The following is a 12,773-nucleotide window of genomic DNA, read 5'->3' on the forward strand; positions in this document are numbered from 1 at the left end:
AGATTGACACAAAGGACATAGGCTCGTGAGGAAGTTCCTTCAGGTAGGGCTCTTTGCATCGGCACTTGCACCGGCACTCATTGTGCTTGCCTGCAAAAATTTTTATCAGGTTGGACCAACGCTGGAAGCATTTTGTTGGTTTATTGCCGGCACTGTTGCTTGCATGCTCCCGTTGTTAATAATTGCCGCGGCATCAAATAAATGCGAAGTGATGCCGGCCTCTGTTAAAAAAGTTGAGCAACTCGATTGGCCACTCGTTGTGGCAATTGGCACATATTTCGTGCCGCTATTGCGTGTTGATTTTTCGGCATTGGCAGTGGTGTTGCTGCTTGCAGTTATAGTTCTCTCTGCTGTCGATGCAATTCCCTTCCATCCAGTTTTGAGAGCATTTAAATATCGCCTGTATAAGGCTGAGGTGGGCGGAAATGTATACGTTGTTTTGATTTCGCGTCGTAATATTCGTGATGCAAGTAGTGTGAAAAAGATTCGTGAGTTGACCCCGGGCTTTATCATGGAGGATGTATGATTCTATTTGCGTATACAAAAGAACCTGCAGCGCGTATTGTGCGGTTTGAACTTGATGCCCAGGTGCAAATTGACCTGGCTGTCTACCTGCAGTGGCAAATCAATACTTTCAATTCCGGATGTGAAGAAATTGCATTTGATGGAAAGTATAAGCCCGACAGTGACGAGTGTTTATATATTCCTGAGTTCGATGATATAGACTCCTTAGCGGAGGCCGTCGCGGACCCAAGACGGTTTCCCTCAGTGTCTGAGGATGAAGGTTTACTAGAGTCTATTAAGGCGCTCTTTTTCGGGGTGGAAGAAAACGGTGAGTGGGTGGTTTACCTTCAAGCATTTGACCGCCGACGTATCATTACTACCCGAGGATTCTAAATATTTCATTCTGAGAATGTGTATAAAAAACTTGATGGGACCGGTATTACTATTGATAACCGTGTGGTAGCCAAGTTGGCGGGTAAGCGTTTAAGCTTTCGCAGTTTTTTCTATGCGCGGCAGATCTTTGATTTGTCATCTTACTATCAGGACGCGACTGATACGGACATCGCCGAGTTCGCCCAGTTGGATAAGGTCAGTGTGAGAAACGTTGATCAGCTAAAGCAAATTAGCGACACCTGGGTAAGGCGGCGGCTTTGGCTAGTGCAACAAAGCAAAATCTTAGAAACAGTCGATATTTCTGATCTAATTGCCGCTGCGGCGCAATTCAATTTGACTATCAATCGCGCCGTAGATGCTAATGGAAAAGAACTAATCGTGATTCCGGAAGATAAGAGGGAGCTTAAAAATCTTCTGCGCTTCCTTGATGATGACTACTACACCTCGCCCGTTTCAAAAAATAATTATCGAACAAACTCAAAAGTCCGCCTTTAGATCGGTGCTCCTGAGCTCTTGGGATAAGGGCTCAGGAGTAATACATTCCGCTCAGCGAAGTTTCTCGTGTCACCACTTAGCATTATGTGCCGTTAAAGCTACTTTTCAGAAGTGTTCGGTGATGGCGGGCTTAATCCAGCAATCCAAGCAGACTGTTCCTCCTCGCGTTCCTTCCGCCTCTTTAGCAGTGAAGCATATCGCTCTTCTAGGAACTCTTCGGGCTTCCACTGCCGATCGGTTACCTCCGGTAGCTTGGTCTCGGCACGGAGTTGTTCCGAGAGCGCAGCAACCGCAACCCCGAGACCGGCATACTTCTCCTGGCGCAGAGATATCCACCCACCGTACGGAGGGCCTTCCTGATCGGCCTCGAAAGATAGGAAGGACTCGATCTCAGTAAGCTGGATCGGAATCCGATGGATGGCATACATGGTGTTCGGCGAGATCGAGCGCCATTCAACCTTGAGCTGATCAAGCTCCAGCACCGGCTCTTTATTTTGTGCGGAGTAGTACTCCTCGCCGTTTTCCATTCTTCCGGCGGGATGGCCGTGAGCAGTTCCGTCGTCACCGGCAACCGCGGCGCACTGCGAAATAAATCGATCCAGTTGCGTCAGAACAAGCACTCCCAGGTGCCCAGCGGCTTCCTCCTTTTCGCGCTGCCTCTTCCTCCAGTCGAGGAATGTCGCAGACAGTAATGCGAGTACAGCGCCCAGAATGAGATTGAGTAGCTGAGTCATACTGCTTCTTCCGTAGCACTATTGATGTGGCCAATCTTAAGGTAGTTAAAGGAGGGGGCGTCGCACGCTGAGCAGCGGAGGCAACAATAACGGAAATAACGGTTCCAGGTTCACTTCCACAGCGGCCTGGCTGTCGCCAAACCATCGCGCCCATGCCTGCGCGCGTAGCGACATAGATCGGCAGCGATGCTGGTAGTGAAACGACAGCGGCCGCAGAACGACTGTGGTGGGGTCAGGTGCACTTATCAGGCGACGGCGCTCGGCTTGCGTGGCCCCTATGGAACTGCGCCAGCGGCGCACGCAGCCGCGCGAGACCCGCCACGTGTATTGACACGCCAGACCGAGTACTTGCAATCTAGGAGCAAGGAGCGTCGAAACTCCTCACGTAGCGGTACCCACCTCCGTCAAACCGGTGGGTTTTTTGTGCCTGCATCCTTTAGGTACAAGCCGATGCAATGCCTGCGTCGGGAGGGCGGCTAATACAACACCCGCAAGGGGAATATGCCCGCCGGCTACGTGCGGTTTCGAACCTCCCGACATCCCGTCGCCGTTGGCGGCGGTTCTTGGGTTGTTCCAGGAGGGCGTTGCCATGTCTACCGCACCATCCATGCCGGCATCGGTGCCGGGTTATCTGTTGCCAGCTTCCGCCCCAAGCTTGCTGAGCGAGGTAGGCGAAGTGCGGCGCCGGCTGGCCGCACGCGCGGCCGTTGAGCAGGCCAGCGACGATCTTGCGCAGCAGTTGCTCAACCAGCCCGGCGTGTTGTCGCAGGCCTTGCATCGCCTTTCTGCACGCATCGACGTGGCGTTGCAGCAATGCGTCGCTGCACCCAGCGCTACCCGCCGCCAATCGGAGGCGCCATGACACGCAACCGGCCACCCACCGCATCTGCCAGCGCACGGCCCACGCGCACAGGGACTCGCCCCGCGCCGCCCAAGCGGGTGCAGTGGGTTGTTGTGGAACCCGACCGCAACAAGCTGCCACCGATGCTGCCACCCGACCCGGACGCCTCCCCGCAAGGCCCCGGCACGCTGGGCGCACCCCGCCGCGCCCGCCGCCCGCGCCAATGCACCGTCAGCTACACGCATTACCCCGGCGCTCACGACCACGGCGGTGACCAGCACGTACCCCATGTCCGCCTCAGCGGCCTATGGCTGGAACAACTGGGCTTTGCCATCGGCACCAAGCTGCGCATCACCGCAAGCGAAGGGCAACTGCTGATGGAGGTGTTGCCGCCGGTGCAGGTGCCGGCCAAGGCGCGCAGCGTGCGGCGATGATGGTGCGGCTGCCAGAAGCCTTGCGATTGACCTCGGTGCCGGATGCCACTAGCGTCGCAGCCACACCAGCGCACAACGGACGCTTCATGATCGCGCGCCCCCTCTACGCCTTGCTCGCCACCTTCGCCCTGGGCGCTTGCGCCCACACAGCGGCCACACCAGCCCCGGCAACCGTCACGGAGACATCTGCCATGAGTTCCTCATCCGAATCCCCAGTCACTCCCGCTGGCAGTGAACCCAATGGGCCGATACGAACGGCAGAGGATGCGCTCACCCGCATGCTTGCGTTGATTCAAGCTATTGACGGACTGGACGATCTGACACCCGACTACCTGCAGTCCAAAATGGGGGTTCCGGTGACGCGTGCGGTAGCTGATCCCAAGCGTTACGGTGCCAGTGCTCCGCTTACCAGTGAGTGGGGTTACAGCTTTGGCATGGATCAGACGCCTACTGCGGGGCGTTGGTTCGAGTTCACTTTTATTCCGGCGCAAGCGGGTTCTTCCCCGCCCATGACGGAGATTTGCGGGATCGATTTCGATACGTTTACCAAGAAGCTGGAAAACATCGGATTTGTACGTCAACGCAACATGGTGGAAGACGGGCGATGGATGAGTGACTTCTTCAGCCGCCCAGGCGTGCGCGTGGAGGTGTTTCCACGAGGTGAGGCTGATGCACCGCAGGAGCGGGTGGAGCGCCACTGCGTTGAATGGATCTACATTCGTTAAACCAAGGAACGGTCATGCCATTGAGTCGACAGGCACAAGCCATTGTTGATGACTTCGGGCGCGAGCCAGGCGTCACCCCCGAACATGTCACCAATCTGCAGGGTGTGCTAGCCGCATCGCCCGTTCTGCTTGACCAATTCAATGATGCGGTTGCCAAGCAACGCGTACTCAGTCTAAAACCTCTGACTGATCCGAATGCAGGCGGGACGTTCACGCCGAATGAGAATTCCATCCGGCTGCCGCTGTCCAGGCTTTCCAATGGGCATGGCGGCAAGTTGCTTGATTCCGGTGACATGACGTTTGTGCTGGGGCATGAACTGCAACACGCCATGTACAGCCCAAACGCAGCTGCTTCCCGTAAGACGTTCGAAACCGCTGCGGCGCAAATAGCCAAGACCACGCACGACTAATCGGACGCGGCGGAGAAGGTTCTAGCAAGTAACCGTGTAGATGAAGCAAGTGCAGAAATTGCAGGCTGGAATGCAATCGTCAGCAGGGTAAACCAGTCAAATCCGCATGCCTCCTTGGAAGATATTTATCGGGAAGCACCCGGCCGCATGCACGACTTCATTGATCGAACTGGCGGAATGCCGCAGTTCAATTACGCGCTCAAGTCCAACCTTACCTTGAACGCAGATATGACGATGCCTGTCACTCCTGCCAACGTTGAGGCGATGGGTGCAAACTTCTTCGACAAGGATGCCAAGAGCACTCGCATCGGCTATACGGGTCAGTCCGACTACGCCAACCACTACGGCCCGTGGGTGGTTGGAACGGCTGCCATCTACGAGCGCCACTACAACAAGCCAAAGCCAGGAGACCCGGAGCAACCGATGATCCTGGACATGCAGCGCTTGGGATTGAAGGAAGAAGTACTGGAGCGCAACGGCATCGACCTGGGCAGCGATACGCGCCCCATGCCTTACCTCGACAGCAGCACGCAGCCGCCAACGCCCGGCCTGTTCCAGCACAGCAAGAATACGCACCTGCATGTCTCGCCCATCACTGCACGCGAGTTGGAACAGGAGCTCCGGGAGCGCGATCCCCAGCTGCCAGGCTCATCAGCTCAGCTTCTTCCGTCAGACCCCGGCCACGTGGATCATTCGCTTTACCAACAGATCAGGGATGGAGTGCAAAAGCTCGATGCCCAGCATGGAAGGCAGTGGGATGCATCAAGTCAGCGCATGACCGCCAGCCTGCTTGCGCTGGCAAAAGAGGAAGGGCTGTCACGGGTGGACCATGTAGTGCTCAACACGCCGACACCTCAATTGGCTGGCGGCGAGAAGGTCTTCATTGTCCAGGGTGCGCTTAATGACCCGGCACACCAGCGCGCCCATATGCCGACCCTGGACGCCGTGCAGACACCAGAGGTCCAGTCGTTCGATCGCCTGCAGGCAATAAACCAGACTCAGGCCCAGGCACGCGAACAGCAGCAGGCGCTGGAGCAGTCGCAGCAAGCCGTTACCCAGGCCGGTCCGTCGATGACGCGTTGAGTTCAACAAGGCAGGATGAAGCCCACACGCCAAGCGCGCCAATCCGCCGTCAGCTACCTCATCGCCGCGGGCGCCGGCGACCAGCACGTGCCCCACGTCCGCCTCAGCGGCCTATGGCTGGAACAACTGGGCTTTGCCATCGGCACCAAGCTGCGCATCACCGCCAGCGCGGGGCAGCTGCTGATGGAGGTGCTGCCGCCGACGGAGGTGCCTGCAAAGCACCTTAGGGCGCGTCGGTGAGCGCTGCTCGCCGCATTCAGCTGAATCCTGTCCGCCGCTAGCCGATCTTGCCAACGGAGAACCACGTGAAGTAATTGCTGCCGCCGCCTGATCTGAGGTCATCAACGTGTTAAATTTCAGCGCTACTCTTAGCGCAGGATAAGGGAGATGGCCCTTCACCTTGGGAAATCCCATGGCCGGCAAGTTAACCAAGGACGTAATGCCTTCCCTCAGGCAACGTTGTTATCAATTGCCCTGCTGGCCCTATGCACCCTTCATGCGGGGTGTGCCCCGAGCACTCCACGCGATCAGTTAGCCATAGCGGCTGCAAAGCCCTCCTCTGAAACCAGGAGCAAAGACGTGACGGAGCGCCTCAAACAAGACGTCGATCGTTTGATCGCAACAGACTTCCAGGATGTTGCCGACGTCAGTACTCAGCTCCAAGCTCAATTTGGACCACGGCACTTAGACGGAGAAAGAGAGCTTCGGGTAAGCGAGCAAGGCGTGCTGGCAGGTAAAAAGGTGCGGCATGTTGAGTTCATTAATGCGACAGATGATCCATCGCGTGGGAAGTTGGTTATCGATTTCTCACCACCTGGCCCGATTTTTATGGAGTCTCCCTGGGTAGACGCTATCCCTTACCCACCTCGTCCAGATGCGCGAGATTCCAGGGCCTATTGGGAGATGACAGTTAACGGCACCAAGGTCATCTTTGGTCTGACGGAAGACCAGTCACACCTAAGCTATATCTCGATCAGCAAACTTTGAGATAAAGCTTGATGAATCAAGCAAGGGAAATGCGTGATGGAAAGTAATGAAGAACAAAAAATTCCACAGCCGAAACAGGTAGGTGCACCATCCAATGGCGCGCTGCCGGCTTCTCCGCTGAAAGATCCAGCATTAGCGCCTCTAATTAACTCTTCGCCTACACTCCAAGCAGGCCTTTCTCAGTTCAAGCGCGATGGCATAGGCGTTGATTGGGGCAGTGCGGGTGGAGGCACTTACCTGGATCCAGGTAAAAAAGTAGTGATTGACCAGAACGCAGCTGGCAAAGGCGAGCGGATTGCCAGATCACTATCGCATGAGATTGGACACCATGGGTTTGCCGAGCCTAAAGATTATTCTTCCAAGCAAGCTTATGTGAATAACATGCTGCGCGGCGAAGCAGCTGCAACGCTCAGTAACGCACTAGTCCGACGCGAGATTCTGAATCACCAGGGGCCGGATATCGGTATTTCTGGAAGTGGCACGAGGCCGCAGCAGTACGAGGCAATTGCAGATCAGCAAATGTCAGGTCACATCACACGCGATGCTGCATTTAACCAGATTGCCCAGGTCTTCAAGACGGAACAACCTTCGGTCGCTCCAAGTAAGACATACGAGCAATATTATGGCGATTACTACGACAAACACATCGTCCCTTGGAAGCTTAAACAGGGGCGGCCGGAGCCCGGAACGGTTGGCGACATCACTACTTCTGATGTGAAGCAGGGTGGCCTTGGACCCGAATCACATCCGGCATCACCGAAGACCGCGTTGTTGCCCTCACAGCCAGGCCATACGGACCACGCACTTTACCAGCAAATCAAGGGTGGCGTGACGCAGCTAGATGCCCAGCACGGCAAAGAGTGGGACGGGGCAAGTCAGCGCATGACCGCCAGCCTGCTTGCGCTGGCAAAAGAGGAAGGGCTGTCACGGGTGGACCATGTAGTGCTCAACAAGCCGACACCTCAATTGGCTGGCGGCGACAAGGTCTTCCTTGTCCAGGGTGCGCTCAATGACCCGGCACATCAGCGCGCCCATATGCCGACCCTGGACGCCGTGCAGACACCAGAGGTCCAGTCGTTCGATCGCCTGCAGGCAATAAACCAGACTCAGGCCCAGGCACGCGAACAGCAGCAGGCGCTGGAGCAGTCCCAGCAAGCCGTCAGCCAGGCTGGTCCGTCGATGACGCGCTGAGTGTTTCGCAACGAGATAACGAGGTCCAAATAACGGTTCCGAAATAACGGTTCCAGGTTCACTTCCACGGCAGCCTGACCTTCGCCAAGCCATCGCGCCCATGCCTGCGCGCGTAGCGGCGCAGATCGGCAGCGATGCTGGCAGTGAAACGACAACGGCCGCAGTACGCGGCCGTTGTCGTTAGATCGGGCAGCCAGGATCGTCTTGACGATTCCCGATTCCCGATTCCCGATTCCCAAATTCCGAAAATCAATGACCGCTGGAGCGCAATCCATCCACATCAAGGATCAGTGCCATACGGCCGTCGCCGATCAGGGTGGCGCCGGCGTAGCCAGGCAGGCCGCGCAGGTCGCGGGGCAGGGGCTTGATCACCACTTCCTCGCGGCCGCGGACTTGGTCCACCACCAGGCCGAAGCGGGTTTCGCCGGCCTGCAGCAGCACCACGGTCAGTAGCGGCGGTTGTTCGGCCGGTACGCCCAGCCAGCGGCGCAGGTCGATCAGCGGTAGGGTATGCGAGCGGCGGTCGAGTACTGCGCGGCCGTCGAACCGTAAAGGGGTCAGGTGCACTTATCAGGCGACGGCGCTCGGCTTGCGCGGCCCGTTTGGAACTGCGCCAGCGGCGCACTTGCAATCTAGGCCCAAGGAGCGTCGAAACTCCTTACGCAGCGGTACCCACCTCCGTAAAAACCGGTGGGTTTTTGTGCCTGCATCCTGCAGGGACAAGCCGACGCAATGCTTGCGTCGGGAGGCGGCGCAACAGAACGAAAATCCGCCAGAAACCATAGCGGAACCGGACGGCCGCAATCTCTTCGATCCGTCGAATCAGTGGCGCGTCATCATTATCCCGAGGCTGGTAATACCAAGTCGATCGACTCTGCTTGACGACCCGCGCAGGCTCGACGAACCTCAACGCGATACCGATCAACCATATGGCCCACGCGCGTCTTGCGCTGCGCGGGCCTTAGAACTTTTTTGACAGCACGTCCTGCAACATGACCTTGTCCAGGCTCAGATCGGCGACCAGCTGCTTGAGCTTGCGGTTCTCTTCCTCAAGCTGGCGTAGTCGGCGCAGTTCGGCAATGCCGAGCCCGCCGAACTTCTTGCGCCACGCATAGAACGTGGCTTGGCTGATGCCCATCTTGCGGCAGATCTCCTCGACCGTGGTGCCGGTCTCGGCCTGCTTAAGGGCGAACGCGATCTGCGCTTCGGTGAACTTGGACTTCTTCATGGCGACGGGCCTGCTTGGGCCTGAGTGTCGCCGCATTTTCTAGTTCTGGCTGGTCCAAGTTATAGGGAGGAGGTCACTTTTACGGGCAGGCGACACGACCACCGCAGCCCGTTGGCGAACCCGAAAAGACCATCGCAGCCGGTGCAATGCAAAAAGGCAATTGATCAGCCGTTTGGCGAAAGTTCGGGAATCTCCCACGTCAATGCTTCGTCGTCCCAAACATGCCTTCGGTGAGGCGATGCGAATCGGAGTGTTCCACGCCAAACTACTTCTGCACCCTACACGGGCGGCAAGCTGCCTGTCGACACGCTCTTTAATCAGTTGAGGCTTGCCAGATTATGGGTACAACTAAGTGATAAGTAATAAGTGATAATTTCCAGATGTTTGGCTAAATTTACATTCTTGTACTAATTCACGCCGATACTCCTATTCATATTAATTCAAAGATTGAGGTGCTAGTGATGCGTGTGGCTAAAAATAATGTGGAACCCGTTGTGTCACTGCTAGTGAATCAGTCCAGCAAAAGTGCCACCACTTCGGCCCAAACGATAGGTGGAGCGAATGGTTCAAATGAAATCTTCTCAGGACTGGCATCTTTTCCAAAGAATGCAAATCGCGCATCATCCAGCAGGAACAATCCGCGAGGATTGGCAGGTATTGCAAAGACTGCCATGAAATATATTGCAGGAGCTGCCGGTGCTGCTTATGTCTACGACAACACCGCCAATCGATTCTTTCTTTCGACAACGTCGCTGCATGATGGTAAGCAAGGATTTACCAGTGACGCTCGCCTGCAGGAAGCGGAGAAAAAGGCAGAGGCTAATTATGCCGAATATCATGCGCATGGATGCCCTGAGAACGTTGAGGTGGCGCGCACTTCATTATGGCCAAAGCTTGTTGGAGAAAATTCTTTCGTCACGATGTTGGATTTTCGCTCGGCTACCAAGGTTCACACGAAAGAATTAATCAAAACCAAGGAAGCTCGTGATTCTATTGCGCTGAATATATCATGCATTCTTGGTGAGCGCATAAAGCCCGCCCTACTCACCAAGTATGGAGTCGCTCAAGCTCCCGTTGATTTCGATATAACCAAGGAGGGTGATTTTGAAGTTAAAAACAAATATTCGCTTTCAGGCGTTCCAAACCACGACAGCGGCTCCTACGGTTATGCATCGCGATCTATTTCCAACCCTTTTATTGAGAAGGGCGAAAAACATCACGCCCAAGCAATCACCAGTGACCGGGCGTTGACACCCAAAGCATGCATCGTCGGATTGCAGCCACTGCTGGAAAATTCCGAATCACTTACCTCGGAAGCCCAGTTCCGGGCCGGCCAGGCACTGCTGATTCTTAGGCCATTGTACTGCAGCCCGAAAACCTGGGGTGATGCTCACAAGGTACTGATGCCATTTCTCGAGGAAAAAGGCTTAGCTTCCTCCCGTGAAAATAAGCGTCTTGGTGAAACTAGGCCATTTAATCGCAATGACATGGAAAAAGGAGTTGCCCGGCGTAATACAAGCGTCGCTGGGCCGCTTCTCCATGAGCTTAACATGGCGATACACAAATCGATTTATAAAAAAGACGAAGACTCGATGAACGATCTTAAGTCTAAAAAATTAAGAGAGATGAAGTATATACCAATTTCTCATTTTAAAGTGAGTGATGATTGCTCCGGTTTCGAGGATTCTTCCGGCTTGGCTGATTCGTTTACCGGATACAACGTGTCGGCGTATATCAATCATGCGCGCCTATTAAGTGGCGAAGATAGACTTTCTAAGCAAGACGTTGTTGCCATAGTTGGATGCCTGAACGCCGTTTACGACAACGCCAGTAGCGAGCGTCACACACTCAGAGAAATTGCGCATGGGTGTTTTGTCGGAGCTGGCTACACAGTGGAGGACGCTGAAGCTTTTTACAAAGACGTATGCAAGAATTCCGCGCGGGAGTTTTATGGCGGAGAAGCGCTTAGAGCGGCCAAGAGCAACTTAAGGAGTGATACGCCCAGGGTTCCGTAGACACTCAAGACCCTCGTTGCGCGTAGCGCCGTTCGAACTCTAAGGATGGTCTGATCAACGCGACCGGAAAACGAAGCAACCGCATCCGCCGCGCTGAGGGCGCTCAAATCGCCGATTTTTTGCCGGTTTCGGCACGTTTGCGGGGTGTTGCCTGGATTACAGGCACAGCTTCCCCGCAGCAGGCATTAACGCTTTGCGCGTCAGCCACAGATTCGATAGTGCAAACAGCGTCAGCACCTGTGCGGTGTTCTTCGCCAAACCGCGATAGCGCACCTTGACGTAACCAAACTGACGCTTGATCACCCGAAACGGGTGTTCCACCTTCGCACGCAGGCTGGCTTTGGTGTGCTCCCAGCGCTTGGCCAACTTCAGTTCGCGCTTATTCTTGATCTGCTTCAGCTTCGAGGGCTTCTCCGCGATCAGGTAGCGCAGCGTGCGCTTGCCCTTCATCTCATCGCGCTTGTCCAGCCCGGTGTAGCCGCTGTCGCCGCTCACAGTGTCTTCCTTGCCGTGCAGCAGCTTGTGCGCCTGCGTGATGTCCGCTGCGTTGGCCGCCGTGCATTCCACGTGGTGCACCAGGCCCGACTCATCGTCCACCCCGATGTGCGCCTTCATCCCGAAGAAGTACTGGTTGCCCTTCTTGGTCTGGTGCATGTCCGGATCGCGCTCGCCATCCTTGTTCTTGGTCGAACTTGGCGCCGCAATGATCGTGGCATCCACGATCGTCCCGCCCCGCAGACTCTGCCCTTTACGCGACAGGTGCGCGTTGACCCGGTTGAACAGCTTGCGCGCCAAATCATGCCGCTCCAGCAAATGCCGGAAGTTGAGAATCGTCGTTTCATCCGGCACCTCATCCAGCCCGCCGATCTTCGCAAAACGGCGCATCGACACCGTGTCGTACAGTGCTTCTTCCGCCGATGGATCGCTCAGTGCGTACCACTGCTGCAAAAAGTGGATGCGCAGCATCGTCTCCAGCCGATACGGCTGTCGCCCCGGCTGCCCCGACTTCGGGTAGTGCGGTTCGATCAGTGCCAGCAGATCCTTCCACGGCACGACCTGGTCCATCTCGGCCAAGAACACCTCACGCCGCGTCCGCTTGCGCTTGCCGTTGTACTCCGCATCGCCGAAGGTCAGTTGCATCGTCGTTGTCCCGTTGCGTCTGTGTGATTGTCGCAGGATCAAGGGGAGTTGTTCAGAGTTTCCCTAAAGGTGACAGGTCGCCGGTTGAACCGGTGCATGTCCCGCTAGTTGTGGCTGTCTCACGCGGCTATTTGAGTTTGTGTCGCAGCTGCCACGGCGCTCTTCCTCCAGATTCAAGGCAATCGCGCCGGTCCGCTTTCAGTTTCGGGTCGGCCCGCTCCAGCACGATGGATGCGCCTGGCGGCGTGCTGATACAGCGCATGGCGTGCCTGGAAGAGGGCCACGTCCTGGACGGCATGCCGTTGCGCGGGGCTGACGTACCCGGTGCCGCTATGGCGATGGTGGTGGTTGTACCACTGCACGAAGGCTGCCGCCCAGTGGCGCGCCGCCTCCAGGTTGGCAGAGCCTGTGTTCGGGAACTCGGGACGATAGATACTTGGCCGTGCGAAACAACGATTCGACGAACGCATTGTCATCGCTCACCCGTGGGCGCGAGGACGAGGGCTCGATGCCCAGCCAGTGCAGCATCGCCATCACCGTGGTGGCCTTGAACGAAGCACCGTTGTCCCCGGCCGTCGCCAAACCATCGCGCC

11 protein-coding genes and 5 pseudogenes are annotated in these 12,773 nt (G+C 56.2%); 11 read left to right on the plus strand and 5 right to left on the minus strand.

The window, feature by feature from the left end:
- The first annotated feature begins 25 nt into the window (after positions 1 to 25).
- Genes KWO_RS09995 through KWO_RS10005 form a run of 3 tightly spaced genes read left to right on the plus strand, consistent with a single transcriptional unit; the run spans position 26 to position 1,392 of the window.
- Positions 26 to 526 carry a hypothetical protein gene (locus KWO_RS09995; protein WP_124944068.1) on the plus strand — a complete coding sequence of 167 codons (501 nt, stop codon included), beginning with the start codon at positions 26 to 28 and terminating at the stop codon, positions 524 to 526.
- Positions 523 to 897, plus strand: a complete 375-nt coding sequence (locus KWO_RS10000; RefSeq protein ID WP_017113311.1) for a hypothetical protein — start codon at positions 523 to 525, stop codon at positions 895 to 897. Before KWO_RS09995 ends, KWO_RS10000 begins: the two co-directional genes overlap by 4 nt.
- A gap of 18 nt (positions 898 to 915) precedes the next feature.
- Positions 916 to 1,392 (plus strand): Kiwa anti-phage protein KwaB-like domain-containing protein, encoded by a 477-nt coding sequence (locus tag KWO_RS10005; protein WP_017113310.1) that lies wholly within the window; start codon positions 916 to 918, stop codon positions 1,390 to 1,392.
- 98 nt (positions 1,393 to 1,490) lie between these two features.
- Here the strand turns inward: KWO_RS10005 and KWO_RS10010 are convergent, their stop codons facing one another.
- Positions 1,491 to 2,126, minus strand: coding sequence for a hypothetical protein (locus KWO_RS10010; protein WP_010380996.1), 636 nt, complete (start codon positions 2,124 to 2,126; stop codon positions 1,491 to 1,493).
- A gap of 589 nt (positions 2,127 to 2,715) precedes the next feature.
- On the opposite strand from KWO_RS10010, the gene KWO_RS10020 reads away from it, so the two are divergent.
- The 7 genes and pseudogenes from KWO_RS10020 (at position 2,716) to KWO_RS10055 (ending at position 7,797) form a co-directional block, all read left to right on the plus strand.
- Positions 2,716 to 2,988, plus strand: coding sequence for a hypothetical protein (locus KWO_RS10020; protein ID WP_010380993.1), 273 nt, complete (start codon positions 2,716 to 2,718; stop codon positions 2,986 to 2,988).
- On the plus strand, positions 2,985 to 3,401 hold the full coding sequence (locus KWO_RS10025; protein WP_010364985.1) for a SymE family type I addiction module toxin: 417 nt from the start codon (positions 2,985 to 2,987) through the stop codon (positions 3,399 to 3,401). The genes KWO_RS10020 and KWO_RS10025 overlap by 4 nt, the downstream gene beginning before the upstream one ends.
- Positions 3,402 to 3,487: 86 nt before the next feature.
- A complete protein-coding gene (locus KWO_RS10030) occupies positions 3,488 to 4,126 on the plus strand; it encodes a hypothetical protein (RefSeq protein WP_017117375.1) in 639 nt (212 codons plus the stop codon).
- A gap of 14 nt (positions 4,127 to 4,140) precedes the next feature.
- Positions 4,141 to 5,619, plus strand: a pseudogene (locus KWO_RS10040) (XVIPCD domain-containing protein).
- A 27-nt stretch (positions 5,620 to 5,646) separates the two neighbouring features.
- Positions 5,647 to 5,859, plus strand: a pseudogene (locus KWO_RS10045) (SymE family type I addiction module toxin); the annotation flags it as partial.
- A 147-nt stretch (positions 5,860 to 6,006) separates the two neighbouring features.
- Positions 6,007 to 6,606 carry a hypothetical protein gene (locus KWO_RS10050; RefSeq protein ID WP_010364976.1) on the plus strand — a complete coding sequence of 200 codons (600 nt, stop codon included), beginning with the start codon at positions 6,007 to 6,009 and terminating at the stop codon, positions 6,604 to 6,606.
- Between the two features lie 36 nt (positions 6,607 to 6,642).
- A complete protein-coding gene (locus KWO_RS10055; RefSeq protein WP_227479833.1) occupies positions 6,643 to 7,797 on the plus strand; it encodes an XVIPCD domain-containing protein in 1,155 nt (384 codons plus the stop codon).
- Between the two features lie 249 nt (positions 7,798 to 8,046).
- Here KWO_RS10055 and KWO_RS10065 read toward each other — a convergent pair.
- Both KWO_RS10065 and KWO_RS10070 read right to left on the minus strand, forming a co-directional pair.
- Positions 8,047 to 8,343, minus strand: a pseudogene (locus KWO_RS10065) (chemotaxis protein CheW); the annotation flags it as partial.
- Positions 8,344 to 8,545: 202 nt separating this feature from the next.
- Positions 8,546 to 9,025 (minus strand): annotated as a pseudogene (locus KWO_RS10070) (transposase); the annotation flags it as partial.
- Positions 9,026 to 9,486: 461 nt separating this feature from the next.
- Between KWO_RS10070 and xopAG the strand changes: the two are divergent.
- Complete coding sequence (gene xopAG, locus KWO_RS10075; protein ID WP_100243781.1) at positions 9,487 to 11,040, plus strand: XopAG/AvrGf1 family type III secretion system effector; 1,554 nt, start codon at positions 9,487 to 9,489, stop codon at positions 11,038 to 11,040.
- 156 nt (positions 11,041 to 11,196) lie between these two features.
- Here the strand turns inward: xopAG and KWO_RS10080 are convergent, their stop codons facing one another.
- Complete coding sequence (locus KWO_RS10080; protein ID WP_017113471.1) at positions 11,197 to 12,180, minus strand: IS5 family transposase; 984 nt, start codon at positions 12,178 to 12,180, stop codon at positions 11,197 to 11,199.
- A gap of 201 nt (positions 12,181 to 12,381) precedes the next feature.
- Positions 12,382 to 12,750: pseudogene (locus KWO_RS10085) on the minus strand (integrase core domain-containing protein); the annotation flags it as partial.
- Between the last annotated feature and the right edge of the window lie 23 nt (positions 12,751 to 12,773).

Origin of the sequence: Xanthomonas vasicola pv. musacearum NCPPB 4379 (assembly GCF_000277895.2) — a bacterium.
In the GTDB taxonomy this organism is placed as follows: domain Bacteria; phylum Pseudomonadota; class Gammaproteobacteria; order Xanthomonadales; family Xanthomonadaceae; genus Xanthomonas; species Xanthomonas vasicola.

Coding starts and splice junctions, on each gene's coding strand:
- KWO_RS10030 (WP_017117375.1), top strand. CDS start 3,488: ATGATCGCGCGCCCCCTCTACGCCTTGCTCGCCACCTTCGCCCTGGGC.
- KWO_RS10010 (WP_010380996.1), bottom strand. CDS start 2,126: ATGACTCAGCTACTCAATCTCATTCTGGGCGCTGTACTCGCATTACTG.
- KWO_RS10050 (WP_010364976.1), top strand. CDS start 6,007: ATGGCCCTTCACCTTGGGAAATCCCATGGCCGGCAAGTTAACCAAGGA.
- KWO_RS10080 (WP_017113471.1), bottom strand. CDS start 12,180: ATGCAACTGACCTTCGGCGATGCGGAGTACAACGGCAAGCGCAAGCGG.
- KWO_RS10055 (WP_227479833.1), top strand. CDS start 6,643: ATGGAAAGTAATGAAGAACAAAAAATTCCACAGCCGAAACAGGTAGGT.
- KWO_RS10020 (WP_010380993.1), top strand. CDS start 2,716: ATGTCTACCGCACCATCCATGCCGGCATCGGTGCCGGGTTATCTGTTG.
- KWO_RS10000 (WP_017113311.1), top strand. CDS start 523: ATGATTCTATTTGCGTATACAAAAGAACCTGCAGCGCGTATTGTGCGG.
- xopAG (WP_100243781.1), top strand. CDS start 9,487: ATGCGTGTGGCTAAAAATAATGTGGAACCCGTTGTGTCACTGCTAGTG.
- KWO_RS10025 (WP_010364985.1), top strand. CDS start 2,985: ATGACACGCAACCGGCCACCCACCGCATCTGCCAGCGCACGGCCCACG.